This window comes from Verrucomicrobiia bacterium (assembly GCA_035629175.1).
GTDB lineage: Bacteria > Verrucomicrobiota > Verrucomicrobiia > Limisphaerales > DASXHY01 > DASXHY01.
Window position 1 is genome coordinate 19596 of record DASPIL010000104.1, and the last position, 25776, is coordinate 45371.

General features: G+C 58.9%; 19 protein-coding genes. 10 read left to right on the forward strand and 9 right to left on the reverse strand.

What is annotated here, in order from left to right; genetic code table 11:
* Window positions 1-13: 13 nt before the first annotated feature.
* Window positions 14-625 carry a sigma-70 family RNA polymerase sigma factor gene (locus tag VEH04_19340; protein HYG24929.1) on the reverse strand — a complete coding sequence of 204 codons (612 nt, stop codon included), beginning with the start codon at window positions 623-625 and terminating at the stop codon, window positions 14-16.
* Between the two features lie 224 nt (window positions 626-849).
* On the opposite strand from VEH04_19340, the gene glnD reads away from it, so the two are divergent.
* A complete protein-coding gene (gene glnD, locus VEH04_19345; protein ID HYG24930.1) occupies window positions 850-3642 on the forward strand; it encodes a [protein-PII] uridylyltransferase in 2793 nt (930 codons plus the stop codon).
* A 50-nt stretch (window positions 3643-3692) separates the two neighbouring features.
* Here the strand turns inward: glnD and VEH04_19350 are convergent, their stop codons facing one another.
* Together VEH04_19350 and pgsA are read right to left on the reverse strand one after the other, a co-directional pair.
* Window positions 3693-4322, reverse strand: coding sequence for a superoxide dismutase (locus tag VEH04_19350; protein HYG24931.1), 630 nt, complete (start codon window positions 4320-4322; stop codon window positions 3693-3695).
* Between the two features lie 194 nt (window positions 4323-4516).
* Window positions 4517-5110: a CDP-diacylglycerol--glycerol-3-phosphate 3-phosphatidyltransferase gene (pgsA, locus tag VEH04_19355; protein ID HYG24932.1), complete on the reverse strand. Its 594-nt coding sequence runs from the start codon at window positions 5108-5110 to the stop codon at window positions 4517-4519.
* Between the two features lie 129 nt (window positions 5111-5239).
* On the opposite strand from pgsA, the gene VEH04_19360 reads away from it, so the two are divergent.
* The 4 genes from VEH04_19360 to VEH04_19375 all read left to right on the forward strand — a co-directional run bounded on the left by VEH04_19360 (window position 5240) and on the right by VEH04_19375 (window position 8992).
* Window positions 5240-5926, forward strand: coding sequence for a phosphatidylserine decarboxylase (locus VEH04_19360; GenBank protein HYG24933.1), 687 nt, complete (start codon window positions 5240-5242; stop codon window positions 5924-5926).
* An 11-nt stretch (window positions 5927-5937) separates the two neighbouring features.
* Window positions 5938-6810 (forward strand): CDP-diacylglycerol--serine O-phosphatidyltransferase, encoded by an 873-nt coding sequence (gene pssA, locus VEH04_19365; GenBank protein HYG24934.1) that lies wholly within the window; start codon window positions 5938-5940, stop codon window positions 6808-6810.
* Window positions 6776-7516, forward strand: a complete 741-nt coding sequence (locus tag VEH04_19370; GenBank protein ID HYG24935.1) for a LysE family transporter — start codon at window positions 6776-6778, stop codon at window positions 7514-7516. The genes pssA and VEH04_19370 overlap by 35 nt, the downstream gene beginning before the upstream one ends.
* Before the next feature lie 237 nt (window positions 7517-7753).
* Window positions 7754-8992: a DEAD/DEAH box helicase gene (locus VEH04_19375; GenBank protein ID HYG24936.1), complete on the forward strand. Its 1239-nt coding sequence runs from the start codon at window positions 7754-7756 to the stop codon at window positions 8990-8992.
* Between the two features lie 21 nt (window positions 8993-9013).
* Here the strand turns inward: VEH04_19375 and VEH04_19380 are convergent, their stop codons facing one another.
* Window positions 9014-10486: a right-handed parallel beta-helix repeat-containing protein gene (locus VEH04_19380; GenBank protein HYG24937.1), complete on the reverse strand. Its 1473-nt coding sequence runs from the start codon at window positions 10484-10486 to the stop codon at window positions 9014-9016.
* Between the two features lie 151 nt (window positions 10487-10637).
* Between VEH04_19380 and VEH04_19385 the strand changes: the two genes are divergently transcribed.
* Window positions 10638-11042 (forward strand): hypothetical protein, encoded by a 405-nt coding sequence (locus VEH04_19385; GenBank protein ID HYG24938.1) that lies wholly within the window; start codon window positions 10638-10640, stop codon window positions 11040-11042.
* Between the two features lie 140 nt (window positions 11043-11182).
* Here VEH04_19385 and VEH04_19390 read toward each other — a convergent pair whose 3' ends face one another.
* Window positions 11183-11452 carry a hypothetical protein gene (locus VEH04_19390; protein ID HYG24939.1) on the reverse strand — a complete coding sequence of 90 codons (270 nt, stop codon included), beginning with the start codon at window positions 11450-11452 and terminating at the stop codon, window positions 11183-11185.
* A gap of 8 nt (window positions 11453-11460) precedes the next feature.
* The gene (gene ispF / locus VEH04_19395) at window positions 11461-11964 is read right to left on the reverse strand and encodes a 2-C-methyl-D-erythritol 2,4-cyclodiphosphate synthase (protein HYG24940.1); all 504 of its coding nucleotides are present in this window, start codon (window positions 11962-11964) and stop codon (window positions 11461-11463) included.
* Window positions 11965-12027: 63 nt separating this feature from the next.
* On the opposite strand from ispF, the gene VEH04_19400 reads away from it, so the two are divergent.
* Entirely contained in the window at window positions 12028-13401 is a 1374-nt protein-coding gene (locus tag VEH04_19400) for a dipeptidase (protein HYG24941.1), read from the forward strand.
* A 38-nt stretch (window positions 13402-13439) separates the two neighbouring features.
* Here the strand turns inward: VEH04_19400 and VEH04_19405 are convergent, their stop codons facing one another.
* A complete protein-coding gene (locus tag VEH04_19405) occupies window positions 13440-14399 on the reverse strand; it encodes an MBL fold metallo-hydrolase (protein HYG24942.1) in 960 nt (319 codons plus the stop codon).
* Between the two features lie 86 nt (window positions 14400-14485).
* Complete coding sequence (locus VEH04_19410; protein HYG24943.1) at window positions 14486-19291, reverse strand: 2-oxoacid:acceptor oxidoreductase family protein; 4806 nt, start codon at window positions 19289-19291, stop codon at window positions 14486-14488.
* A 224-nt stretch (window positions 19292-19515) separates the two neighbouring features.
* Between VEH04_19410 and VEH04_19415 the strand changes: the two genes are divergently transcribed.
* On the forward strand, window positions 19516-21477 hold the full coding sequence (locus tag VEH04_19415) for an endo-1,4-beta-xylanase (GenBank protein ID HYG24944.1): 1962 nt from the start codon (window positions 19516-19518) through the stop codon (window positions 21475-21477).
* A gap of 219 nt (window positions 21478-21696) precedes the next feature.
* Here VEH04_19415 and VEH04_19420 read toward each other — a convergent pair whose 3' ends face one another.
* Complete coding sequence (locus tag VEH04_19420) at window positions 21697-22647, reverse strand: DUF6807 family protein (protein HYG24945.1); 951 nt, start codon at window positions 22645-22647, stop codon at window positions 21697-21699.
* A gap of 122 nt (window positions 22648-22769) precedes the next feature.
* Here VEH04_19420 and VEH04_19425 point away from each other — a divergent pair, with 122 nt between their 5' ends.
* Both VEH04_19425 and VEH04_19430 read left to right on the forward strand, forming a co-directional pair.
* The gene (locus VEH04_19425; protein ID HYG24946.1) at window positions 22770-24170 is read left to right on the forward strand and encodes a Gfo/Idh/MocA family oxidoreductase; all 1401 of its coding nucleotides are present in this window, start codon (window positions 22770-22772) and stop codon (window positions 24168-24170) included.
* Complete coding sequence (locus tag VEH04_19430; GenBank protein ID HYG24947.1) at window positions 24167-25528, forward strand: putative oxidoreductase C-terminal domain-containing protein; 1362 nt, start codon at window positions 24167-24169, stop codon at window positions 25526-25528. The genes VEH04_19425 and VEH04_19430 overlap by 4 nt, the downstream gene beginning before the upstream one ends.
* The last annotated feature ends 248 nt before the right edge of the window (window positions 25529-25776 follow it).

Genomic DNA, 25776 nt, shown 5'->3' on the forward strand with positions numbered 1-25776 from the left:
TTTCGAAAAAGTTTCACGATTTTGGTTCTGTCCACACTCCGCTGCGAAGGTATGGCTTCAGCTTTTGCTTGAGCGCCTCGCGCCCGCGGTGAATCAGCGATTTGGTCGCCGAGACGGAGCATCCGAGCACGCTCGCAATCTCCTCGTAGCTCATGTCTTCCTGACGGCATAGCAGCACCGCGGTGCGCTGGGTTTCCGGCAACTCCGCCAGGGCTTCATCGATCTTCTGCTCCAGTTCGCCGTGCAACAACGATTCCGGCGGGACAAAGGCTTTCCTGTCCTCCACCTGGTGCAGAGGCTGGTCGTCGAGATTCGGATTCGGCGCGTCCAGCGATTCCGCGGGATGGCGGGATCGGCGGCGGATTTCGTTCAGGCAAAGGTTGCGTGCGATCGTGAAAATCCAGGTCGAAAACTTGGCTGAGATGCGGTAGCGATCCGCGGATTTGTAAACCTGCAGGAAAACATTCTGAGCCAGGTCTTCCGCCTCGGTGGGATCGCGCAGAATGCGGTAGATCAGGTTGGTGATGGGTTGCTGGTATTTCTCGACAAGCCGGGTGAAAGCGTCCCGATCGCCCTGCTTCACGCGAAGCATCAGGGCGGCATCGGGATCAAGCTCGTCGGGCATGCGCTCAGTCAAACCGCGGCAATCTAGGCGAACACCGAACAGGCAACAAGGTTGCGAAGAAACCGTCGAAGACCGCGGCGTTTACGCCGGTTCAGCACAGGGACTGAAAGACGCGGGGGCAAGTTCCACGACTATGGCGAGTTTAACGGTGAAGCAGGCTGAAGCTGCGGTCCACGCCGCTTTTCCCTTTGCGCATTTGCAGCTTTCTACCAGATTCAAGGCCCATGCAGTCCCTGAAGGAAAAGATAGAGGCCAACGCTTTGGCCAAATTGCAGTTGCCAGCCGGCCGAATGCCAGCGCAGGAACTGGCCCGTTACAAGACCTTCCTCAAGGTTGAATCGCATCGCCTCAAACTTCACCATCGCTCCGGACGCACGGGCCGGGAGGTGTGCGAGGCCCGCGCCTTCATGCTCGATGTGCTGCTGCGTTATCTCTGGCAATCCGCCAAAAACAGCCTCTCACCGCAGGCGCAGAAAGAATTTCCCGCCCTGGCATTGGTCGGCATCGGCGGATACGGCCGCGCCGAACTGAATCCGTTCAGCGACATTGATTTCATGTTCCTCCACGACGGCCAGGTCGTGGCCGCAGGAAAACCGCTGCCGCACCTTTCGAAGCTGATCGACGGCATTCTCTACCCGCTTTGGGATCTTGGGATGAAGGTCGGCCATTCCGTGAGGAGCGTTGACGATTGCGTCAAGGTCGCCAACACCGACATGCAATCAAAAACCTCGATGATCGAGGCGCGACTGATCGTGGGCGACGAGAATCTTTTCCGCAAATTCCAAAAGGCGCTGGTGGCGAAATGCGTCGAAGGGCACGAGGACGAATACATTGCCGCGCGGCTTGAGGACCAGGCGACGCGCCGCGCAAAGTTCGGCAACTCGGCCTCGATGCAGGAGCCGAACGTGAAGAATGGGTGTGGCGGGCTTCGCGATTTTCAAAACCTGCTGTGGATGACGTTCTTCAAGCATCGCACCCGCTCCCTCAAGGATCTTCAGGAACTGGAATTCGTCAGCCCTGGCGAGCGCAAACAGCTGGAGTCTGCCTATGATTTCCTCCTGCGCATACGGTCAGAGATGCATTATCACACGGCGCGCGCGACCGATGTTTTGAGCAAGGCGCTGCAGCCCGCGATCGCCCACAATCTCGGCTACACCGACCGTTCGCCCAGCCGGCGCATCGAAAAATTTATGCGCGATGTATACTCGCATTCGCGAAACATTTACCTGATCACGCGCACTCTCGAACAGCGAATGGCGCTGGTGCCCAAGCAAAAAGGGCGGATTCCGGGGCTGTCGCGCCTGACGGCATTGATTCCCCAGCGCAAAAAAACCGCTCCGCCTGAACCGGTCGACGGCTTCAGGTTTGTGAATGGCGAAATCCACGCCGTTTCGAATCGCGTGTTCCGCGATCAGCCGCGCCGGCTCATGCGCGTGTTTCTCTATGCGCAACAGCGCGGCCTGACGCTGCACCCCGACCTTGCTCAATTGATCCGCAATCAGCGTTCCCTGGCGAATCGCGAGTTCCTGAACGATGAGCATGTGCGCGAGACATTCCTCGAGATCCTGAACCAGCGCGGAAACGTAGCGCCCATTCTCCGCGCCATGCACGAGGTGGGCCTTCTCGGCAAATACATTCCTGACTTCGGCAAGCTGACGTGCCTCGTGCAGCATGAGTTTTATCATCAATACACCGCCGACGAACACACGCTGATGTGCCTGGAGCAGGCGGACCGGATCTGGGATGCGCACCAGCCGCCGGCCAGCGCCTATTCACCCTTGTTCCAGAAGCTCGAACGACCGTTCCTGCTGTACCTGGCCCTGCTCCTTCACGACACTGGCAAGCCCAAGGGGCACGGAAATCACTCGCACGAGAGCGGACGCATCGCGTTGCGCGTTGCGCGGCGACTCAAGCTGGACGGCTCTGCCACGCACACACTGCGGCTCGTCATCGAACATCACCTGCTGATGGCCATCACGTCTCAACGACGAGATCTGGATGACCCGATGGAGATCCAGAAATTTGCGAAGGAAATCCAGACGCAGGAAAACCTCTCGCTGCTGACCATCCTGACCTTTGCTGATTCAATGGCCACCAGCGACAAGCTTTGGAATGGCTTCAAGGACTCGCTGTTGTGGTCGCTCTATAACCGTGCTGCGATGCTTCTGGCGGGCGCGACGGAATTCCTGCGGGCCGAAGAGAAGCAGCGCGAACTCTTGATGGCAGAGGTGGAACGCATGATGGACGGGCATCTCAGCCCTGACGAGCTGGAGGCACATTTTGTGGCGCTGCCCACGCGCTACTTCCAGATTCACACTGCGCGTGAAATTTTCGACGACCTCATCATTGCCCATCGATTCATGCGACTGCAGATCGCGGAGGAGGACACGCCGCTGGCGCCCGTGGTCAGCTGGCACAACGAACCCGACCGCGGCTACAGCGCGGTGAAGATCTGCACATGGGATCGCGCCGGGTTGTTCAGCAAAATCGCAGGATCATTCAGCGCGGCTGGAATGAACATCCTGAGCGCCCAGATTTTCACGCGGGCAGACGGGATCGTCCTCGACACATTCTTTGCGATCGATGCCAAGACAGGAAACCTGGCCAGCCGCGAGCAGCGTGAGGAATTTGAGAAGCGGCTGAATCGCGTGCTGATGGAAGGCGAGGCCGAATTGCCGGCCTTGATCGCTCGACAAAAAAACGTGCGGCCCGTTTACCAGGCCTACACAGGAGAACGCATTCCCACGGAAATCCGGTTCGACAACGAGTCATCCGCTCATCGGACGATGATTGAAATTGAAACGGAGGACCGCGTCGGGCTGTTGTATGGGATTTCGCACGCTCTCAGCGAAGTGAATCTCGACATTTCAGCGGCGAAGATCCTGACCGAAAAAGGCGCAGCGATTGACACGTTCTACGTGCGCGAGCTGGATGGGGGCAAGGTGATGGGCGAAGCGCGGCAGAAAACGATCCAGCAAACGCTGCGCAACGCGATCGACGCGCTGGACGCAAAATAAAACCACGGGCACGCCGCTCGAGCAGCGTGCCCGTGATGAACTCCAACGGATCAGCGGCTCGCTGATTCGTAATTCTTGGAAACTTCGTTCCAGTTCACGACGTTCCAGAAAGCCTTCAGGTAATCCGCGCGCTTGTTCTGGTATTTCAGGTAATAGGCGTGCTCCCAGACGTCAACGCCGAGAACAGGCGTGCCTTCCGCACCTGCGACGGACTTGCCCATCAGCGGATTGTCCTGGTTCGCGGTCGAAACGATTTCCAGCTTGCCGCCGTTGGCAACGAGCCATGCCCAGCCGCTGCCGAACCGGCCAACGCCAGCCGCTTCAAACTTGGTTTTGAATTCTTCAAAGCTGCCGAAGGTTGAGTTGATCGCTTCCGCGAGCTTGCCTGACGGCGCGCCGCCCGCGCCGCCGGATAGAATGCGCCAGAAGAAGGTGTGATTCCAATGACCCCCGCCGTTGTTGCGCACGGGTCCCTTGATGGCGTCGGGAACCGAGGAAATTTCCTTCATCAGCGCATCGATCGATTTCGCCTCGAGCGCGGCGTTGCCCGCAATGGCCTTGTTGAGGTTGTCGACGTATGCCTTGTGATGGCGATCGTGGTGGATCTCCATGGTCTGCGCGTCAATGTGCGGTTCGAGCGCGTTGTTCGGATACGGAAGCGGAGCCAATTCGTGTGCCATAGTATTCCTGTCTTATTTTCGAAGCGACGATTCGCCTCGTTTCATTCTTGGGTAACGGGCGGAAACCTAGCCAACAACGTCCAAGAGTCAAGCCGCGCTGAAGAAAGGAACGTGTCAGAACGCAGGCGCGGAGCAAGGCGACGCAGGCGGGAAATTCTGCGATCCCGAAAACTTCGAGGTTGCTCGAGGTGCAGCTATTTCCCTGAAGGCGTGGGCGAACTGGCGGGATGCGAACTCAACTGCTTCATGCCATCGCGCACGTACAGCAAGCCTGAAAGACCCGTGCAGAACGCCGCGGCGTAGGTCCAGACGCGAAACCAAATTGCGCCCGCGGCCGCGTCCCATTTCAGCAACAGCCAGGCAATGCAGATGATTTGCAAAACCGTTGCCACCTTGCCCGTGATGCGAGGGCGCACAGTGACTTTGCCGACTGTCATTTGAATGACTGCCAGCCCGACCAGCAGGAGCAGGTCGCGGCCAATGATGATTCCAGTCAACCACATCGGGATTGCTCCCAAATGCGGCTTGTCGATGCTCAGGAGAATGATGCCCGAAACGAGCAACAGCTTGTCTGCAAGTGGATCCAGCATGGCGCCCAGCTCGCTCTTCTGGTTGTACCGCCGCGCGATGTAGCCATCGACACCATCACAAACGGCGGCGAGAGCAAAGGCCAGCACGGCAAAGAGCCGATGCAATTCCTCGCCCGTGTTCTGATAATACAACACCTCCACTACGAAGAATGGAATCAGCAGGATTCGAACGATGGTTACTTTATTGGCGGTTGTCATGCCGGGACGCGCAAAATCATGATGCGGGAAGGAGCAGGGTTCAACTCACAATTGACTGGCGGTACACCCCACACGCCGGCAGGGAACTTTGCGCTTTGACCCGCGGCCATCCCGCCTTACCTTGCACCGATGAAACATTCGGGAAAGGCAAGAAAAGCCGCGTGGAAAATGCTCATCGTCACGCTGATCCTGGTCGCGCTCGTGCCGATCATCGGATTCCTTGCGACCGTGGCGGGAGCCGCCATGATCGGGATCGCCATCTTTCTGTTTGTTGTCTGGCTCGCGTTCGCACTCTTCGTCCTCTATTTTTTTCGCGATCCCAATCCGACCATTCCCGCGGGCTCGAATCTCGTCCTTTCCCCTGGCCATGGAAAAGTGGACGTGATCGACACCACCTCTGAATCGAAGTTCATGGGAGGCGAATGCAAGCGGGTCTCCATCTTTCTTTCAGTCGTCGACGTCCACGTTCAAAACGCTCCCGTCACGGGCAAGGTGGCATACCTGAAGCACACCGAAGGCGAATTCATGAATGCCATGAAGACGGAATGCGCCACATGCAATGAGAACGTGCTGATCGGTTTTGAAACGGCGGAGCCGGCTGGAGTCAAGATCGGACTGCGCCTGATCGCGGGGGTCATCGCCCGCCGCATCGTTCCCTGGGTTGAGAGCGGCGACGAAGTGATGCGGGGCGATCGCATCAGCCTGATTCAATTTGGTTCCCGCTGCGATGTCTACCTGCCGCTCTCGGCCCGAATCAACGTGAAGCTCGGGGACCGGGTGGTGGGCGGCGAATCAATCATAGCGAACCTTGAATAACCAGGATTTACATGGCCTCGCCGGATTTGAAACCAACCAGCGACGCAGTTGAGAGCAGGCTGAAGATTTATTTCCTGCCCAACCTGCTCACGGCAGGAAATCTGTTCTGCGGCTTTGTTGCACTGACCAAAATTGTCGAGGCCGATCTCCCCTACGATTTCATCAAGATCAAGCAGGCGCTTGGCTTCATTCTGCTTGCCTGCATCTTCGACTTGTTTGACGGCCGCGTTGCCCGCATGGGCGGCGTGGAGAGCCCGTTTGGACGCGAGTTCGATTCGCTTGCGGACCTTGTCTCCTTTGGCGTGGCGCCTGCATTCCTCGTCCATCGCGTCGTTCTGCGCGACGTCTTCCAGGGGGCGCCCTTTGGCAATCATCCTGAGATCGGCTGGTTCATTGCTTCCATTTATCTCCTGTGCGGAGCATTCCGGCTCGCGCGGTTCAATTGCCTTGCAACGATGCCAGGCGGCGGCGGGAGCAAGGAGTTCCTCGGATTCCCCATTCCATCAGCGGCCGGCCTGGTCGCGTCTCTGACGCTGCTGATCATCCAGTTGAACGAAAAGGAACGAACACTTGGAAACTGGAAATATCTGCTCGCAGTGGTCCTCGTTTTCCTGTCGGCCATGATGGTGAGCAAGGTGCGCTATCCCAGCTTCAAGTCTCTCGGGCTGCGTTCAACGAGCACGTTCCTGAAGGCGATCGTGGCGGCGATGTTCTTGGGGCTGATCCTGGTGCTGCGGGAAAAGATCCTCTACTACGTTCTCCCCGCGCTCTTCACCGCTTATCTGGTCTATGGCTTCATCCGGCCGCGCATCTCGCGCCGTATTCGCCACGAGATAGAGGAAGAGGACGATGACGCCGCGGAAGCGGGAAGCGGACAAGCTTGAAGGCGGAATGGATGATCTGGACGTCATCTTACGCGCAGGGTTGACCGGATTCATCAGCGGGCTGCTCCTCTCAATTCCAGTAGGCCCGGTCAATCTCACGATCATCAACGAGGGAGCGCGCCGCGGTTTCAAATGGGCGCTGATGATCAGCCTGGGCGCGACGCTGATGGAAATCACCTACTGCTTCATCGCGTTCACGGGGTTCGCATCCTTCTTCACCAAAGGCATCATCAAAGCCGCGATGGAGCTGACCAGCTTTGTGTTCATGCTCTTCCTCGGAATCAAGTTTCTTCGCGCCAAATCCGTTGAATCGCCTGTGGAATTGGGGCCGCTAACACATCGGATCGAGGAACGGATCGAAGAAAAATTTCATCCGCATTCCGCATTCTGGACGGGTTATGTTCGGGTGATGGCGAACGTGGGCGTGCTGGTGTTCTGGATTATCCTGGCCGCGAATTTCATCTCGCGGGAATGGGTGACGCCCGACTGGACCGGCAAGCTGGCGTGCGTCGCAGGCGTGGCCTTGGGCACGGGTTCATGGTTTCTGGTCCTCAGCTTCGGCTCGTCACGAGGTTACGGCCGTTTCAGTGAAAAGACTCTTCTGCGCATGGAGCACATTTCGGGCATCACACTGCTCGTGATCGCCGCGCTGCACGGCATGTACATCATCTGGCAACTCGCCCGTCGCGTCGGGCCTTCTGCTTAATGCCCATCGGACTTGCGCATGCGTGATCGGCCGCCGGGACGCCGGCTCGCAAATGGGTTGCGATGATTGAATATCCATCCTGCTCACATTCAGATTTCTCCCAATGCCGAAAAATGGGCCCAGTGCTGCACGATTTAGGCCGGGCCGGCAGGATTGAAGCGGCAAGCTGGCGCTCCAGCGTCCGCGCGCGCGCCATTCACGCGTGGACATTTGCGCAGTTTTTCCACACATTACGCCATGCCTTTTACTCAACTTGGTTTGTCGGCCCCGCTGGTGGAGGGCGTCAAAGCCATGGGTTATGTCGATCCAACCCCCATCCAGCTGCGAGCCATTCCCCTGATTCTCGACGGGCAGGATGTCATCGGCAGCGCTCAAACGGGCACCGGCAAAACAGCCGCGTTCGCATTGCCGATCCTTACAAAATTGGGAAGCCATGATCCGCGCCCCAGGGTGCTGGTCCTCGAACCCACGCGCGAACTCGCCGCGCAAGTCGAGACCGCCATTCGCGACTTCTCGCGTTTCACCGATCTTAAAACCGCTGTCCTGTTCGGCGGCGTGGGTTACGGCCGCCAGATGGATGCCCTGAAGACCGGGATCGACATCATCATCGCAACACCCGGCCGGCTCCTGGACCACATGGAACGCGGCACCTGCAGGCTCGACCACGTGCAGCACCTGGTTCTCGACGAAGCCGATCGCATGCTCGACATGGGATTCTTGCCGGACGTGCGGAGGATCGTTCAAAAGGTTCCGCGCGAACGGCAGACGATGCTCTTCTCGGCCACGATTCCAATTCAGATTGAGACGCTTATTAAATGGGCAATGCGGAACCCGGAGACGATCGAAATCGGAATGCGCCGCACGCCCGCCGAAAACGTCAAGCACGTCATCTACCCGGTTTCGGAAGCACAGAAAACGGACCTGCTGCTCGCGTTGCTCGAACGTGTGAACTATGAGTCCGTCATCATCTTCTGCCGCACCAAGCATGGCGCGGATCGCATCGCCCAGCTATTGAAGCGCAACAATCACGCTGTCGCTGTCCTGCACTCCAACCGGACCCAACGCGAGCGTGAACAGGCGTTGAAGGGATTTCGAGACGGACGATTCGAACTCCTGGTCGCGACAGACATCGCGGCGCGCGGCCTGGACATCGCGGATGTCAGTCACGTTATCAACTACGACGTTCCTCATCATCCCGAGGATTACATCCATCGAATCGGCCGAACCGGCCGTGCTGAAGCGCTGGGCGATGCGTTCACGCTGATGGTTGCGGAGGATTCGAAGCACGTCGCCGCGATTGAACGTTTCATTGGGAGCAAGGTGCAGCGCGTCAAGATGGAAGGCTTCGATTATCGGTACACCGCGTTGTTCGAAGAGGAAAAACCCGGGCAACCGAAAGGCGCGGAGCGCCGCGTTTCAGCAGTGCGCGTTCACGGCGGTTATTACTTTGGCCCCGCGAAGCGCCGCAAGCGCTGATCATCGGTTCGACTTCCAGATTCAACGCTGCACGGCACCCACGCGCGGCTGCCGATTGCCCGGCAGCGGGTTTCCCAGAATGTCGTGCGCCGCAGGGACGCCAGCGCGCTGCCCCAAAAATTCCGGCGCAAAGCGCGCAAAACCATACACCCGCAGAGTCTCCAGCCCAGAGGCCGCATGTCCCGGTTGAAGCAGCGGCGGACAATGGGTAATCCCTTTCACATCGGCAGGCGGCGCGATGTGCGTTCCGCAGAACACGTTGTTTTCGAAGACCATGTTCGTGCTCTTCCCAAAGTCATACGTTACGCGCCCATCAACATAGAAGATGTTGTTGAAGAACTTCGTGTCCTTCGCATTTCCGCGATCCCATTCCGTGCAGAGAATCAGGGGCAAATTCTGGTTTGTCCCGACATAGATCGTGTTGTTGTACACCAGCGTATTGCTTGCCCCGCCGCCGAAATGAAACACGCGTGCAGAATTGATTCCATCGTTCTGGCTCACGTTGTAGCGCACGATCGTCCCCTCGTTGTATGAATTGCCGGGCGAACAAATCAGGATGAAGCCGCCTTCGTTGTCGTGGCTGTAGTTGTATTGGATTGTCGTGCGGCGGCAGAGGTAATCTGAATCAAATCCCTGGCCGTCCTTCGTTCCCTTGTAGCCCGAAACTTCGTTGAACTGGATCAATGTGTCATCGCTTGCGAAGGGCCAGATGCCTGCGGCGTAGTCCTGGCAGCGAGTGCGCCCGCCACGAATCACATTGTGTTCAACAAGCGCCCCATTGCTTCCCCAGATCTTGATGCCGTCGCCGCCGATGTCTTCAAGCAGGTTCCGCCGAATCACCACACCCACGCTGCGGCCGCGGCCTGACGTGCGCTGGCAGATGCCATTGCGATCAGTGCGCACGACGTGACAATTCTCGATGATCAATCCGTCGAAGTGCGAGTTGTTGCCGCCGCGTGCTTCGAAATAAACGCCGCATCCTTCCTGTTCCTTGCGCAAGTCGCCGTTTACGTCATGCACGAAAAGATTGTTCAGGCTTATATGGCGCATTTTCCCGAAGCCGTCTGATTGAATGCGCACGCCGGTCCGCCACGGCTCACGCTGCTCGCCCTCATTGGTAATCTCAAGCCCTTCAACCTCCCAGAACTCAACGTTGCGCAGCAGCAAAGTGTCGAGGACCTTGCCTTCACCATCGATGCGTGGCCGCGCGCCCTCGCCATAAACACCAATCCTGATCGTATTGGTTTTGCCGTCGACCACCGCACCCGAGCCTGACGGCTTCAACTGTCCCGCGTAACGCGTTCCCGCCTTAAGGAGAAGCCGATCGCCCGGCTGAAATTGATTGCTGTTCGCCCGCGCTAGCGACTTCCACGCGCGCCCCGATTCAGTCCCATTGTGGCTGTCATCCCCGAGTTCGGAGTCCAAATGATACGTTGCCGCCGCGGCAGCCACGGCGGAGCAGCAGAACATCGTCGTCCAAAGAAGTTTTTTCATTCGATCAAAGAAAGTTGCGGCGACGCCGCTGCGGATGAGACGCGCGGCCGTGCGCGCAGGTTTCCCGGACCTGCCGCCCCAGTACCAATAGGGCGTATTCGCCAGTCGAACTGCCTTGCGTTGGCGGAATCAGCCAAGATAAAGTTCGCGCATGGCTGAAATCGCAGAGTTTGTGAATCGCGGGGCTGCCTCGATCACGCCGGGTGTTGTGGAGAAACTCGTGCGGGCGCTGCCGCAGTGGAAGCTTGAATTCACGCAAATTTACGAACCTCTCTTCCCGCACCTGGGAGCGCAGCTGGATTTTCTGGCTAACGCCCTCGAAGATTCATCGGAAGGCGCTTACAAGGAACTTCCCTATTTCGCGATTGCGCAGGCCGCCTTTGCGCTGATTTATGCGCACAAGAAGGTCGGCATTATTCCCGACGCCGTGTTGAATCTCGGCCGTGCGGACGATTCCAGCGTGGTTCGTGCCGTTCTCATCCAGAACGAGAAGGCATTTGCAATTTACGCCGCGAGCCAGGATCTGGAGTGGTCCAAGATCACGAGCCAGCCATAGCCTTCTCTCGCCGCGCTCCGTAGCGCAGGATACCAAACATGCCGTATCGCCGCGCTTCCAGGCCCGTCTGTGTGCGGATTCGCCATGCGCGCTTGAACGCGTCCATCTGGTTCTGAAAGGGCGCTGCCAGTTAACGCCAGTCAGACATCCGCGTCCGGAAATCGCTCCTTGATCATGCGGCGAATATCAGCCTCATCAGCAGGCTGGTAGCGGCGCCGTGTAATGTAGCGCTGCACCGCGTCCAACAGCAGCATCCAATCTTCTAGCGGCGGTTCCGCGACCTGCTGCCATTGGTCGAATCGCTTGCTGCGATGGTAGAACAGCCACTCGCGTCCAATATGGCGCGCGTAGACCTGGATCTTCTCGCCCTCGTCCGTCGTCCGTTTCCAACTGATTTCAGCCTTCGCCATATCAAATCCTATTCCGGCAACTCAACGCCCGCCACGGCCATCGCAGCAATTCCCTCTTCGCGACCTACGAAACCCATGCGTTCATTCGTTGTCGCCTTCACACCGATCCGCCGATCAGGCACGCCCAGCGCCGCCGCGAGGTTCGCTTTCATGGCCGCGATGAAAGGGTAAATTTTAGGCGCCTCCGCGATGAGGGTTGCATCGACGTTCACCAGCCGGCCTTTCCGAAGCGTGACCTGCCGCGCAGCTTCCTCGAGAAACACCCGGCTTGGTGCATCCTTCCAGCGAGGATCTGTATTCGGAAAGAAATGTCCGATGTCGACCTCGCCCAGCGCGCCGAGGATGGCATCGCACACGGCATGCATCAGGACATCCGCATCGGAATGACCCGCGAGACCCTTTGTATGTGGAATTTCCACGCCGCCAAGAATTGTCTTTCGTCCCTCCGCAAAGGCGTGGACGTCGTAACCAATGCCTACATGCAACATGCGCCGCAGGGTAAACGGAAACACCCAAAGCGCAACGCTCGGGGACGTTCCCTTTTCATCGAATGGAAAACATGCTAGAGAACCCCGATGCAAGCCGCGCTCGATTATCTCAGGCAGAACCAATCGCGATTTCTGGATGAACTCTGCGACTACGTCCGGTTTCCCAGCGTCTCCGCCCAGCCAAAGCACGTCCCCGACATGATGCGCTGTGCCGAATGGGTGGTGGATCGCTGCCGTGCTGCCGGCATGGAAGCGGAACTTTGCCGAACTTCAGGCCATCCGATTGTGCTCGCACGCACCCCACGGAGCGGCGCCCGGCGTCCGCACTTTCTTGTCTATGGGCACTACGACGTCCAGCCGCCGGAACCGTTTGAACTCTGGACCACGGCGCCTTTCGAACCCCGCGTCCAAGGCCGCTCGCTGTTCGGCCGCGGGTCCAGCGACAACAAGGGCCAGAACCTTGCCCACATTCAGGCCGTGGAATCGTTTCTCAAGACAGGAACGGAACATCCCTGCGACCTTACGTTTATCATCGAAGGCGAAGAGGAGATTGGCAGCAAGAGCCTCGCCGGATTCCTTGTGAATCGCCGTGAGCAACTGCAGTGCGATGGCGTCGTGATTTCGGATACGGGAATGCCCGCGCCCGATTGCCCCGCCCTCACCTACGCCCTGCGCGGCATTGCGGCGTTCGAGGTCACGCTGCATGGACCCGCGCGCGATTTGCATTCCGGAATTTTCGGCGGCACGGTTGACAATCCCGCCATGGCGCTCTGCCAGCTGCTCGCGCAGTTGCGAGACGACCAGGGGCGGGTCGACATTCCGGGGTTCTACGACGACGTCGATCCGCTTTCCGATTATGAACGGGAACAGTTCGGCCGGCTGCCGTTCACGAACGATCAATACAAGGCAATGCTTGGCGTCCCGGAATTGTTCGGCGAATCAGGCTTCACTCCATTCGAACAACGTTCCGCACGACCCACACTGGAGATCAACGGCCTGACCAGCGGATACCAGGGCGAGGGCAGCAAAACCATCGTGCCATCCTGGGCGCGTGCGAAAATCACCACACGTCTCGTCCCTCGGCAAAACCCGGACAAGATTATTGAACTCCTCCGGAAGCACCTCCAAAAAATCTGCCCGCGCACTGTTCGCATCGAGATCGAAGCCGGGCACGGAGCGGAGCCTTACCTCGTTTCTCCGACAGGTCCGCAGGCGCAAGCTGCGTTGCGCGCGCTGAAGTCGGCGTTTGGACAGGAACCCATCCTGATGCGCGAAGGGGGATCAATCCCCATCGTGAATGACTTCAAGAAAATCCTGGGAGCCGAAACGTTGCTGCTCGGGCTGGCGCTGCCCGACGACAACGCGCACTCGCCAAACGAAAAGTTCAGCCTGGATTGTTTTGAGAAAGGCCGCGTGATGTCTGCACACCTGTGGCGGGAGCTGTCGAGCGTGCCGCTCTGATGGCAGCTCACGCCATCGTGAACAGCGGCGCCGCGCGCTTAATACCAATTCCGGAGCCGCACCTCGATGCCCGAGTCTGTCCCGAGGATCTGCTTGAAGTACGCTGCGTTCGTGGTGGTGCCGTTCTGGTTTCGATAGTGATAGGGATAAACCACCCCCGGACGAAATGCGCGCACTGAGTTCGTCGCCTGCTGCGGCGTCATCGTGAACGGCACGTTCATGCAGAGAAAGGCGACGTCAATGTTCTCGAGAGCGCGGATCTCTGGCTGGTCGCCGGTGTCGCCGCTGATGTAGATCCGCTTTCCGCCGATGTTCAGGACATACCCGTTTCCCGTCCCCGGCGAGTGATTCGCGTTGTAGGCGGGCACCGCCTCGATTCCAATCCCGAGCACATTGGTCGTCGCGCCATTCGGCAGAATCACCGTGCGATTCTGGAATCCGCCCATTCCTGAGTGCAGCGAAGGTGGAATAACAATTATTGAATTTGTCTTTGTCACCCCCGCAAGAACCGTGAGGTTCAAGTGATCGCCGTGGCTGTGGCTGATCAACACGAGGTCCGCATCTGGAAAGGTTGATGCCGCTGACACTGCGGGATCATTGAAGATCCACTTGCCTTCCCACTGCATCACGAAAGAAGCGTGGTTCACTGGTCGAATGACAACGTCGCCATTCGTGGTGGCCAAGTGATCCCCATCCAGCACATTAGTTCCCGAAAACGCATAGGCGCGATAGGCCCGCTCGGGCAGGAAGGGCGCGGCAGAATCCGTGTGCTGCAGCGTCGTTCCCGTCGAGGAAAACGTCACGAGCGAACTCCAGTCAGACACGTTCGTGCTCACCTCAACCCGGCGCGCGCTCCCAGCGGGAGCAGCCAGCGTAAACGCCACCTCCCGGTTCGTGAGCTGCCGAATGCTCGTGAATTCAGGCGACGCCGCGTGGAGCAGCGGGACAATCGCACTGATGAGAGTTACGACCCCGGCGATCAGGATGTAGTTCTTCATAGCCGCAACCGCGCGATGCGGACTCTGCGTTCCGCAAATGGAAAGTGCGTGACGCCCGCGGCGCCCCGCACTGATGAGAATCCCAATCAGTTCAGCACGGCCCGCTCTGCGGCAAACAACTCGCGCGTCTTCGCCTGAAGTTCCGCCAGTTGCAGCTCGCCTTTGTCGAGCTTCGCGATCAACGCCTTCTGGGCGAGGTAATCCTTGTTCACAACCCCCGCCTTGCTCTGCAGCATGCGCCAGGCTTTCCGCCGTTCCACCGCAAACAACACCATCTGCCGCGACACGGCGAAGTACTTCATCTTGCCGCCAATCTCAGCCTTGATGTAAACGCCGAAGTTCGGGACGTAACTGCGATGCGCCGAGTTGAACACGCGGCGGTTGATGACGTCGTCCTGCGTGATGAACACAAGCATGTCGTCAAAGTGGATCATCTCGGAGATGTCCTCCTCCTTGATCGCTTTCACGTGTTTGCGGAAGCGCCCTTCCGTCAGCGCCCAGTGCGCGACCGTGTAATTGTATTCCTCGCCCGTGCTCGCATATTTCGTCCGCCACCAGTCGCGATCCGTGGAAGGATTACCCTTGAGATCGAACGCTTCCTGCGACGTCTCGCCGCGCCGCGGGTTGAACACGAATTCCGGCATGCCGCGCGCATCGCGCACCAGCTTCGCCTGGTCTGCGCTCATGTTGTCCGCAACGCCATGCTCGGGCTGGCAGGTCGTGTAGGCTTGGAAAAACGCAGTGCCCCGATACTCCAGGCCGTCGAGCATCGCCCGATACAGCTTTGCTGCATTCGCCATCGAGACCTGCGCAACGAATGGGGAGCCGTGCCCGCTGGTAAATGCTTCAGCAACGTTCTTCTTCTCGATCAACTTGCCCTGCGACGCCACGCCAAACTGGTTCATGTCATAGCCGCCAAGCATCGTGGACGAATCCGAATTCTGTCCGCCCGTGTTCGAATAAACCTGCGTGTCGAGCATCAGCATCTTCACGTTCGGACGATTCTGCAGGATGACCTTGGAAACGTTCTGGAATCCAATGTCGCCCAGCGCGCCGTCACCGCCTACGACCCAAACCTTCGGCAGTTCGCGAATTTCCTGGTCCGTCATCAATGCGTCGTCCAGGTGCGTAAGCGTGAAATAACCCGCCTCGGTCATGACGTCGTCCGTTGAGTCGAGCAGCGCGTCGGTCAGGCGCTCAGGGACAACCGACCTGCGCGCGTGGTTCAGGATCAGCGATTCGCCCAAAAGCCAGCTGATCGTGGCGCCGTCCTGGAACAGCGAGTTCATCCAGGGATACGGATGAGGATTGGACGGCGGCGTGGAGCCGTAAACGGTGTTACATCCCGTGCTTGCGCCCATGAACATGACGCTCATGCCGTTCGCGTTGCGGCCGTCCACCGCCTGCAGGTCGCGATGATTGAATGCATCCTGGCGCATCACGGCGGAAATTGCCGAGACCAACTGCGCGTCGGTCACTGCACCATTGGCAGTCTCATACGCAGCAATCCTGCGGGCTGTGTCGGCTTCGTTCTCTCCGCCCAGCCCATGAATGATGTGCAGGACCGCGCGGCGGAAGAGTTGATATTCCTTTTCATCGCGCAGTTTCAACGCCTGCAGCTTTGCCACGCCTTCGTTCTCAAGCCGCGTTGCCTTGCCGCGCAAGCGGTCGGCTTTTCTGTGATACATCGGGCGCATATACGCCTCGGTCACGGAAGCCAGCGCGCGCAGCACGCTCTTTTCCCCGCAACCCGCGCACGCGCCGTCTCCTGAAACGAGCGCCTCGTAATTGCGCCGCACCATCAGGTGATTCCGCAACGCTGCCTCCCGCGAACTGGCTGCGTCGTTGTCCTGGTAAAGGCCCAGATATTTCTGGGGCGTGTCCGGCAACAGCCGCGAAAAGATTTGCGCAGTCGTCAGGTGCGAATTGAGATCCTCCGTTTCGGTCGTCATGCGCAAGGCATCATGGTCGCCGCAGACCTGCACGCATTCGCCACAACCCTTGCAAAGATCGGAAACAAAGATCGAAAACAAACCGCCCGCGCCAGGCGTCTTCTGCTCAACGGAACGGAAAATCGCGGGCACGTTGGAATAGGCCAGCGGCAAAAGGTCGATGATGCCCGTGAACTCCGCCTTCGCCACATCGCGAACCGTGGCAAGCGCATTGATTTCGTCGCGGATGATGTCCTTGAACGGCAGCTTGGCGCGGGTCTTGACCGCTTCATTCATCTTCACGCGCGCCCGCTCCTCCACGCCTTTCAACTCCGCCGTCAGCTTCTGCCGGTCCGTGGGATCAGTCACATAGTAATGCGCCGCGGTGCGCAGCACCGTGCTGACGTCCTGCGCCATGTTCGGCAGCGCAGTGTCGGGACATGCCGTGATGCATTCCATGCATTGCGTGCAATTTTCCGCGATGTAAACCGGCGTTTCGCGGCGCGCGACATACTTCGATTGCGTCGCACCCGTGCCCGCGCCCATGACACCGAGCGATGCCAGCGCGCCCGCGGGTTGGTGATACCCAAGGCCGCTGCGATATTCGGAATCGAACTTGGACAATGATTGAAACGCGTAGCGGGGCGTTTGCTGCGCAGGAGTGGGAACCCCGCTTCCGCACGCAGTGCCGCAGCCCGCCGTCGGAATGATGGGCGTGTCCCCCGCCACAGGCTTCAGCGGCGGATTGCGCATCGAAGAACGATCCGGGTCCGCAGCTTCGCCATACTTGATCTCCTGCACGCGCGAGAAGCCCTGCTCCATCACGGTCATGTTCGAAGCCACCACGTCCTCGCCGAAACGGCCAAACTTCTTTTGATACTGCTTCTTCACCGTGGCGAGATACGCCTCGTCAGAAATGCCGTTGATCTTCAGGAACGGCGATACCCGGAAGAACGCGCCCAGGAACGAATTGCCCTGCATGCGCAACTGCAGTTCGCCCTTGCTCGTCGCCTTTCGCGCAATTTCAAATCCGGGAAGGATGTAAACGCGGATGTTGTTTTCCACAACGAATCGGCGGTGATGCGCCGGGATGCGCTGCCACGCCGTCTCGGGCGTGTCGCTCGATTCCCACACGATGCAGCCGCCCTTCTTGATTCCTTCCAGCGGATTGGTATGCGTGAACGCCTTCGGATCGCAGCAGAGCACGACATCCACGTGGTTCAATTCGCAGTTCACCTTGATGCGCTGCGGCGCCACGGTCAGGTAATAGTTCGTCGGCGCGCCCTTCTTCTCGGATCCGTATTTCGGATTGGCCATGATGAACAGCTTCTCCTTCAGCCGCCCATCCGCTTCATACTCGGGATTCTGATGGGAAATCAGGTCGCCGAATTCGCCAATAATCTCCCCGAGGTTCTTGCCCGTTGTGATCATTCCCCATCCGCCGATGGAATGGAAGCGCACCGCAATCGACTTGTCCGGCAGCAACGACGGCGTGTCCTTCGAAATGACGGAATAAGGATGATCAATGCCGACCGTGAAGTAGGTCTCGCCGTCGGCAGGCCCTCTCCCGTCCTTGCGCCGCGTCTGCCCGATCGCGAATTCATAGGCGCCCAGCGAATGCTCGGGACGGAAATCGCGCGAGCCGATTCCATAGGAACCGCGGAACATGCGAGGCGTCTCCTCAGGCGAAAGTGCGGACACGCGCGCCGAAGCGTTGGATCCTGGATTCACAACCGCATTGGGACTTGCCTCGGAGGCTGGCATTGCGCGGTAGTGTTCATTCGCCTTGCCGAGCGCCACGCGAATTTCCCGCGCCAGCGGATTGTCACCCGACAACCCCTCGTCCGTGCGCTCCAGCACGATGACGTTCTTTTTGCCGCGCAGCGCATTGACGATCGCCGCCTCGGGAAATGGACGGATCACGTTGACGTGAATCGAACCCACTTTCGCATTCCGCTGGTCGCGCAGGTAATCGCAGGCAGCCTCGATGTTGTCGGCCGCGCAGCCCAGCGAGACAAATACGGTGTCCGCATCCTCGCATCGGTATTGATGCAACAGGCCGTAGCGGCGGCCCGTCAGGTTCCCAAACTCCTCGAGAGCCGCCTCGAGCATCGGCAGGATGTGTTCGTTGAAATTGTTCCGGCGGGCAATCACGCCGTTCATGTGATGCTCCTGATTCTGGACGGGCCCGAGCAGGAGCGGGTTTTTCAGGTCCATCATCTCGGGCACGCGCCGCCGCTTGGGCCCAAACAATTCTCGCTGCGCCGGCGTTGGGCAATCGATGACGTCCCCCGCCGCCCCAAGAAACTCGCGAAGCAATTCAGCCTCGGGCGCGAAATAGGTGCGTTCGGAATGCGTCGTCAGCATGCCGTCCTGGATGTTCATTCCTGGGTTCAGCGACAGCTCGCACACCTTGCGCAGGACGATGGCCTGATCGGCCGCCTGCTGCGCGTCCTTGGCAACCAGCATGGTCCAGCCTGTATCGAGAGCGGCATAGAAGTCATCGTGCCCGCAGTGCACGTTCAGAGCGTGCTTGGTCAACGCGCGCGCGCCGACCTCCAGCACCATGGTGGAGAGTTTGCCGGGCGCGTGGTAATACTGCTCCATCGCGTAGACGATCCCCTGCCCCGACGTGAAGTTCACGGCCCGCTTGCCGCTCACAGCGAAGGCGGTCGCCCCGCCCTGCGCGGCGTGCTCGCCCTCGGTTTCCACTGCGATCTTCGCCTCTCCCCAGACATTAAGTTCCCCCTGCGCGTACGAACCCTGGTAAATCTCGCCTCCTTCCGTGGATGGCGTGATCGGATAAAAAATGCCGCCCTGGGTAATCCGCGTTTCAACATATTGCGCGACCAGCTGGTTCCCGTTGCACGTGACACGGACGCCGGGATAGCGAGGTGCGGCGGCTGGCGCTGCCTGCGGTGTGTGGTGGGTGGCGGAGGGTGTGGAGGATGGCTGATTCATGTTTGCTTGATTGAAACTGAATCCGGCCCGGCACGTCCCGACTCCCCAAGAGTTCCCGAGCCGAAAACAAAATGTGGTCAGAGCATACGCCTCCCCACCAAGGACACAAACGAAATAGTGGCGCAGATTTCACCGAAGACTGGGACGGAGGCACCATGCGACCGTGCTCAGCTGCCTCATTGCACGAGCGCATGCAATCGTCCCGCGAAACTGCGGCCAAACAAATGAGAAAACTAATCGGCAAACCCGGTTGCCCCGATCGGTCCTGGAGGGATATCCTCGCCGCAATGCAGCCCTGTTTCCCCCAGCGAGCGCTCGCGATTGTTGTGCTCCTCTGTTTCGTGTTGATCCTTCATGCCCGCGCACAGGGCCCAAACCTGCTCCAGAATCCCGGCTTCGAACAAGGCACAGCCGCCTGGTTTGGCTTCGGTCCCGTGAACTTCACCACGGTCGCAAGCCCTGTGAATTCAGGCGGCAACGCTGCCCGGATTCAAAATCGGTCCGACAGCTGGAACGGCGTTGCGCAATCGCTGGCCGGCATGTTGGAACCCGGGAAACAATACAGCGTTCGGGCTTCTGTTCGCGTGGTTGCCGCCAGCCCCCAGCCAGTGAGGCTTACGATCCAACGGACGGACGGAAGCGGCACTTCGTACCATGGCGTTGCCAGCGCCACCGCAACGCCCAACACCTGGACGCAACTTGGCGGCAGTTACACTCATGCTGCCTCCGGAACGCTGACCGCCCTGAACCTTTACATGGAGGGTCCCGAGGGAGGCGTGGACTTTTATGCGGACGATTTCGCGGTGGAAGGGCATGACTGGAAAGCGGCTGCGAACGATCGCATTGAATCGATTCGGAAACGCGACGTGCTTCTGCATGTGATCGATGCCACGGGCAAACCGGTGTCTGGCGCAACGGTGTCGGTGGCGCAGACTCGCCACCGGTTTGGATTCGGTTCGGCGATCAATGGCAACATCTCCAATCCGCAGTATGCCGCATTTTTCCGGACGAACTTTCAATGGGCGGTCATGGAGAACGAGGCGAAATGGTATGCCAACGAACCGTCCCAGGGTTCGGTCACGTATAACTCTGCCAACGCCATCACGAACTTTTGTCACTTGAACGGAATCACGCTGCGCGGACACACCATTTTCTGGGCAGTCGACCGATGGGTTCAGCCCTGGGTGACAAACCTTTCCAACGCAAACCTTCTCATCGCTCTCACCAATCGCTTGAACAGTGCTGTGAATCATTTCAAGGGAACATTTGTGCATTGGGACGTGAACAACGAGATGTTGCACGGGGACTTTTTCGGAGATCGGCTGGGAACCTGGGTTAATTCATGGATGTTCAAGCATGCGCACGCGCTGGATCCCAGCGTTCGGCTCTTCGTGAATGATTACAATGTGGTTTCCGCAAATGAAACCGATGCCTACAAGCAACAGATCCAATCCCTCCTTGCCTCGAACGCCCCGATCCATGGAATCGGAGCGCAGGGACATTTCGGGTCCGTGATCAACACAACGACGACAGAGAGCCGTCTCGACAGCCTGGCGGAACTCGGCCTGCCGATCTGGATCACGGAATATGATTCGGTGAACGAGGACGAATTTGTGCGCGCGGACAACCTGGAGAAGCTTTACCGGATTGCGTTTAGCAAACCATCTGTCGACGGCGTGATCATGTGGGGTTTCTGGGCGGGTTCCCATTGGCGCGGCAGCAATGCGGCCATCGTGAACCTGAACTGGACCTTGAATGAAGCGGGCAGGCGTTATCAAGCGCTGCTCGCCGAATGGACGACACGGACGAATGGGGGGACATTAGCAAGCGGCGAGTATTCGTTTCGCGGTTTTCACGGCAATTATGACGTCGCGATCACGGTTGGAGGGCAATCCACATTGCGAAAAATTGCGCTTGAGCCTGGGAGCGGGGTGAGCGCGCAGACGATTGTGGTGAACCCGGGAAATCCCGCGCCCGTCCTGCATTCCGTCAACCATGCGCCCATGCCGGGACAGTTCTCGTTTCAGGTAAGCGGAAACGCGGGCGGCCTGATTCAGATCCTGATGTCGACGAACCTCGCAACCTGGACGCCCCTGACGAATGTGCTCAACGCTCACGGAACCATTTCATTCACCCACGCAGCCGCGGCTGGGCCGGTTTATTTCCGGGCGAAGGTCCTGGACTAACCTTTGAGTGTGATGGGTGCTCTGGTCTCTCGCCCCGGCGCGCGGAAAAAAGGGGACTGCGGAACCACGCCATGCGAAGGCCACAAACAGCGCGAAGAGAAGATGTTTAACAGGAGCACGCAGAGGCAGCAGAGAAAAGGCAGAGGAGGCTGTTTCCGAATCCGTGTCCATCCGTGGTTACGTTCCTCATCCCTTCAATTTGGGGTTGCGACACCTGCGCTACGGGCGGCGGTCGTCTTCGCGCTTCAGTGCTTCCGTCGTCCACGCCTGCGGACGAATCACGATGCGATAGCGCAGATTCATTTCCTCGGCAGGTTTCAACGTTCGAATTGCAGGCGCCAATATTGCCGCGCACACGAAACGCATTTCCTTTGAATTGACAACGTACCACGGCGCTTCCTTGCCCGCATTGACCGGATCACTGAAGATTGCAATTCCGCCGACGTCCCGAGAACCGTCGGTGAAGTTGCACGCAAGGGCTGATGCCCTCGGGCGGGCGCGATCGCTTGCGAACTGATCCACCGGCCCTGAACTCGATACCACGGAAAAGCCCAGTGGCGATCCCGCCAAACGCAAGCCGAGTCCCGCGTACCCGCCATTCACACGCCCATCAGGTTCGCCCGGCATGGGCGTGCGTTCGAGCACGGCGCCATCCTTTCCCGCAGTAAAATTCGCGCGCCAGCCGATCGAGTAGCCGCCATTCGCGTCCGGGGCCGAAATCTCGAGTTCGCGCTGCTCGGTTAAATCAACGCGTCCACTTGGATGAACGCAGGTCACTTCCAGTTTGATCACAGCAGAGCCGTCCGGGTTGGCTCGAATTTCAGGCGCCGTCCACCGCGTTGCACCTTCCGCCTTTCCGGTCTGCCGGTTCTCTTCCCAATAGTTCGCCTTGTTGATGTATTTCCAGGAGAACCACAAACCGTAATGCCAGGGATGATCTTCAGGCTTGAAGTTCGTCAATGTCGTGCCCCCGATCGCGAGCGGATCGAAGAACGTCTTGCCCTTGGACGGATCAAAGCTAAAGCGCCAGATGACATTCGTTCCTTGCCGCCACGCGATGGATTTGTCATCGCGCTCCCATTCGGCTTGAAGGTGCGGGACCATTGTGGCGAAGAGAAGAAACGCAAAGCTGGTGAGGACACCACGAATTTCCGGCGCGGGATTTCTCATGGGCTACAGGCTACTCACAACGGGAAGGCGATCAAGCCATGCCAGCGCTGAATTCCATGGAAGATCCTCTGTTTTCACCGTTTGCCCTTGGATTGCAACCGTTCGAAAGGCATAACGTTTGCATGACTTCGAATCGCCCGTTGTCCCGCCGCCGTTTCGTCCAGGCAACCGCGCTCGCGACCACCGCAGTCGCCGCGCCCCTCATCATTCCCGCACGATTGCTGGGTGCCGATGCGCCGAGTAACCGCATCCGCGTGGGACACGTCGGCTGCGGCCGCATCGCGCTCTCGCACGACATGCCGGGCGTCGCGCGTTCCGGCCTTGCGGACATCGTTGCCGTTTGTGATCTCGACACCCGCCGCGGAACTGCAGGTCGCGAAAAGGCCCGCGAGTTGGGAGCCAGCAGCGGAGCGCCACAACCCGAGGTGCAGGTTTTTCGCGACTATCGTGAGCTGCTTGCGGCGTCGAACATTGACGCCGTCGTCATCAGCACGCCAGACCATTGGCACGCGGAAATCGCCCTCGCGGCGGTGCGCGCCGGGAAGGATATCTACCTGCAAAAGCCCATGACAATGACTCACGAGGAAAGCGTCCTGCTCCGCGACGCAGTGGTTAAGTCGGGCCGGGTTTTTCAACTCGGCAGCCAGCAACGGTCATGGGGTCCCAACGAACAATTCCGCAAAGCCTGTGAACTTGTCCGCAGCGGCCGCGTGGGCCAGTTGAAGCGGGTGGAAATTGGATTACCCACTGATCCCACCGCGCCAGACAGTCCCGAGCAGCCCGTCCCGGAAAACCTGAATTACGACATGTGGCTGGGACCGACGCCAAAGGTTTATTACACCGAGCAGCGCGTGCATTCGCAGACCGACATTGGATCGCGACCCGGCTGGCTGCGCAACGACGCCTATTGCCTCGGCATGATCACCGGCTGGGGTTCGCATCATTTTGACACCGCGCATTGGGGCATGAATGCGGAACTCAGCGGACCGTCGAAGGTCGAAGGAACGGGCGAATTTCCGAAAAACAAAATCTGGAACGTGCACGGCGCGTATCGCATCGAGCTGACCTATCCCAACAACGTTCAAATGGTGGTGTCGGACAAATTCCCCAACGGCATCCGTTTCATAGGCGGCGAAGGTTGGATCTTCGTTTCGCGCGATGCGCAGGCCGCAACGGCGAGTGATCCCACGTCGCGCGCAACTCCACTGAAGCCTCTGGACGCCAGCAACGAGAAGCTGCTCGATCCTCGCGGGCTCGCAGTCGAGTTCCAGCACAGCACTTCGCACCACAAGAACTGGCTCGAGTGTGTGAAGTCACGCAAGACAACGCTGGTGCCCGCGCCCGTCGCGCACCACGCGAACACCGCGTGCATTGTGGCTTGGATTGCGATGAAACTTGGGCGTCCGCTGAATTGGGATGCAAAGGCGGAAAACTTCGTGAACGACGTTGAGGCCAATGCAATGCTCTCTCGTGTGGAACGCGCTCCCTATGGCGCAGTGCGACTATCAAAAGCGCAGGCATGAAACACACCCTCACAATGATGCTCATCGGATCCATCATCGCGATGACACTTTCCGCCGCGGGTCAAGGAAGCGAACCAAAGGTGCGTTTTCGGCTGATGACCATTGATCCCGGCCATTTCCATGCCGCGCTGATTCAAAAGTTCATGTACGCCGATGTCGATCCGCGCGTGCAGGTGTACGCTCCGGCGGGCGATGATCTGCAGCAACACCTCAAGCGCATCGAGCAATTCAACAGCCGGACCAACGAACCGACTGCCTGGCAGCAGGAGCTTTATACGGGCGACGATTTCCTCGAAAAAGCCCTGACAACCAAGCCGGGAAACATCGTGGTGCTGGCTGGAAACAACGCCAGGAAAACTGAGTACATCTTGAAGTGCGTGCAGGCGGGACTGCACGTGCTCGCAGACAAACCGATGGCCATTACGACAGCAGATTTTACAAAACTGCAGGAAGCCTTCATCGTCGCGGAAGCAAAGGGCGTCCTGCTCTACGACATCATGACGGAGCGATTCGAGATCACCACGGCTTTGCAGCGGGAGCTTTCCCGGAACCAAGCGTTGTTTGGAACGCTTGTCCGGGGAACAGCCGAAAACCCGGCGATCACCAAGGAGAGCGTTCATCACTTTTCAAAGACGGTCGCTGGCATGCCGCTCAAGCGGCCGCAATGGTTCTTCGATGTGCAGCAAGAAGGTGAAGGCATTGTGGACGTCACGACGCACCTTGTGGACCTGGTTCAATGGGAAGCGTTTCCTGACCAGGCGCTGCAACCCCGCGACGTCAAGGTCATGAAAGCGCGCCGCTGGAGCACTCCGCTCACGCGCGAGCAGTTCCGCAAAGTCACGGGCGCCGAAACCTTTCCTAATTTTCTGCGCAAGGACGTGAAGGATGACCTGTTGCACGTGTATTCAAATGGCGAGTTCACCTACACGCTGCGCGGAGTCCATGCGAAGGTTTCGGTGATTTGGAATTTCGAGGCTCCCCCTGGAACAGGAGACACGCACGCGTCAATCATGCGCGGCACCCGCGCCAACCTCGTTATTCGACAAGGCGCGAACGAACAATTCAAACCCGTGCTCCACGTTGAAAACGCTGGCGGCGCGCCGGCGGCGGAGTTCGAAGCCGCCCTGCAAAGCGCGCTCGCAGCGATTCCCTTTCGCGCCATCTCATTCAAGCGCGACGGCGCGACGTGGCGAATTGTCGTTCCCGAGCACTATAACGCCGGACACGAAGCACACTTCGCGCAGGTCACGCAGAACTTCCTGAACTACGTGCGCGCAGGCCAATTGCCGTCGTGGGAGCGGCCGAACATGCTCACGAAATACGCCACGATCATGCAGGCCTACGAACTGAGCCGCTGATCTCTCCTCTCGGACCACTCCTTTCTCCCCTCGCCTGCGACGCAGGAGCGGGAGAGACCTCTGAGGTAGTCCGTCAATCATGGAGTTGAAAGATGTTCACACGCATTTCATGCAGCGGGTTGGTGTGGAAGAAGGGCAGCGTAAAGGCTCTCGTAGAGTGTGACTCCGCGGCGCTGCAAGCTCCGCAGGTATCTAGCCTCGTCGTAAGGGGTGTTTTCTTTCCAACAGCGGAAAATGATTCGCAACCA

What these genes read in the sequence shown, in the direction of transcription:
- VEH04_19340 (HYG24929.1), bottom strand. Translation starts at nt 625, where the DNA reads ATGCCCGACGAGCTTGATCCCGATGCCGCCCTGATGCTTCGCGTGAAG.
- glnD (HYG24930.1), top strand. Translation starts at nt 850, where the DNA reads ATGCAGTCCCTGAAGGAAAAGATAGAGGCCAACGCTTTGGCCAAATTG.
- VEH04_19350 (HYG24931.1), bottom strand. Translation starts at nt 4,322, where the DNA reads ATGGCACACGAATTGGCTCCGCTTCCGTATCCGAACAACGCGCTCGAA.
- pgsA (HYG24932.1), bottom strand. Translation starts at nt 5,110, where the DNA reads ATGACAACCGCCAATAAAGTAACCATCGTTCGAATCCTGCTGATTCCA.
- VEH04_19360 (HYG24933.1), top strand. Translation starts at nt 5,240, where the DNA reads ATGAAACATTCGGGAAAGGCAAGAAAAGCCGCGTGGAAAATGCTCATC.
- pssA (HYG24934.1), top strand. Translation starts at nt 5,938, where the DNA reads ATGGCCTCGCCGGATTTGAAACCAACCAGCGACGCAGTTGAGAGCAGG.
- VEH04_19370 (HYG24935.1), top strand. Translation starts at nt 6,776, where the DNA reads ATGACGCCGCGGAAGCGGGAAGCGGACAAGCTTGAAGGCGGAATGGAT.
- VEH04_19375 (HYG24936.1), top strand. Translation starts at nt 7,754, where the DNA reads ATGCCTTTTACTCAACTTGGTTTGTCGGCCCCGCTGGTGGAGGGCGTC.
- VEH04_19380 (HYG24937.1), bottom strand. Translation starts at nt 10,486, where the DNA reads ATGAAAAAACTTCTTTGGACGACGATGTTCTGCTGCTCCGCCGTGGCT.
- VEH04_19385 (HYG24938.1), top strand. Translation starts at nt 10,638, where the DNA reads ATGGCTGAAATCGCAGAGTTTGTGAATCGCGGGGCTGCCTCGATCACG.
- VEH04_19390 (HYG24939.1), bottom strand. Translation starts at nt 11,452, where the DNA reads ATGGCGAAGGCTGAAATCAGTTGGAAACGGACGACGGACGAGGGCGAG.
- VEH04_19400 (HYG24941.1), top strand. Translation starts at nt 12,028, where the DNA reads ATGCAAGCCGCGCTCGATTATCTCAGGCAGAACCAATCGCGATTTCTG.
- VEH04_19405 (HYG24942.1), bottom strand. Translation starts at nt 14,399, where the DNA reads ATGAAGAACTACATCCTGATCGCCGGGGTCGTAACTCTCATCAGTGCG.
- VEH04_19410 (HYG24943.1), bottom strand. Translation starts at nt 19,291, where the DNA reads ATGAATCAGCCATCCTCCACACCCTCCGCCACCCACCACACACCGCAG.
- VEH04_19415 (HYG24944.1), top strand. Translation starts at nt 19,516, where the DNA reads ATGAGAAAACTAATCGGCAAACCCGGTTGCCCCGATCGGTCCTGGAGG.
- VEH04_19420 (HYG24945.1), bottom strand. Translation starts at nt 22,647, where the DNA reads ATGAGAAATCCCGCGCCGGAAATTCGTGGTGTCCTCACCAGCTTTGCG.
- VEH04_19425 (HYG24946.1), top strand. Translation starts at nt 22,770, where the DNA reads ATGACTTCGAATCGCCCGTTGTCCCGCCGCCGTTTCGTCCAGGCAACC.
- VEH04_19430 (HYG24947.1), top strand. Translation starts at nt 24,167, where the DNA reads ATGAAACACACCCTCACAATGATGCTCATCGGATCCATCATCGCGATG.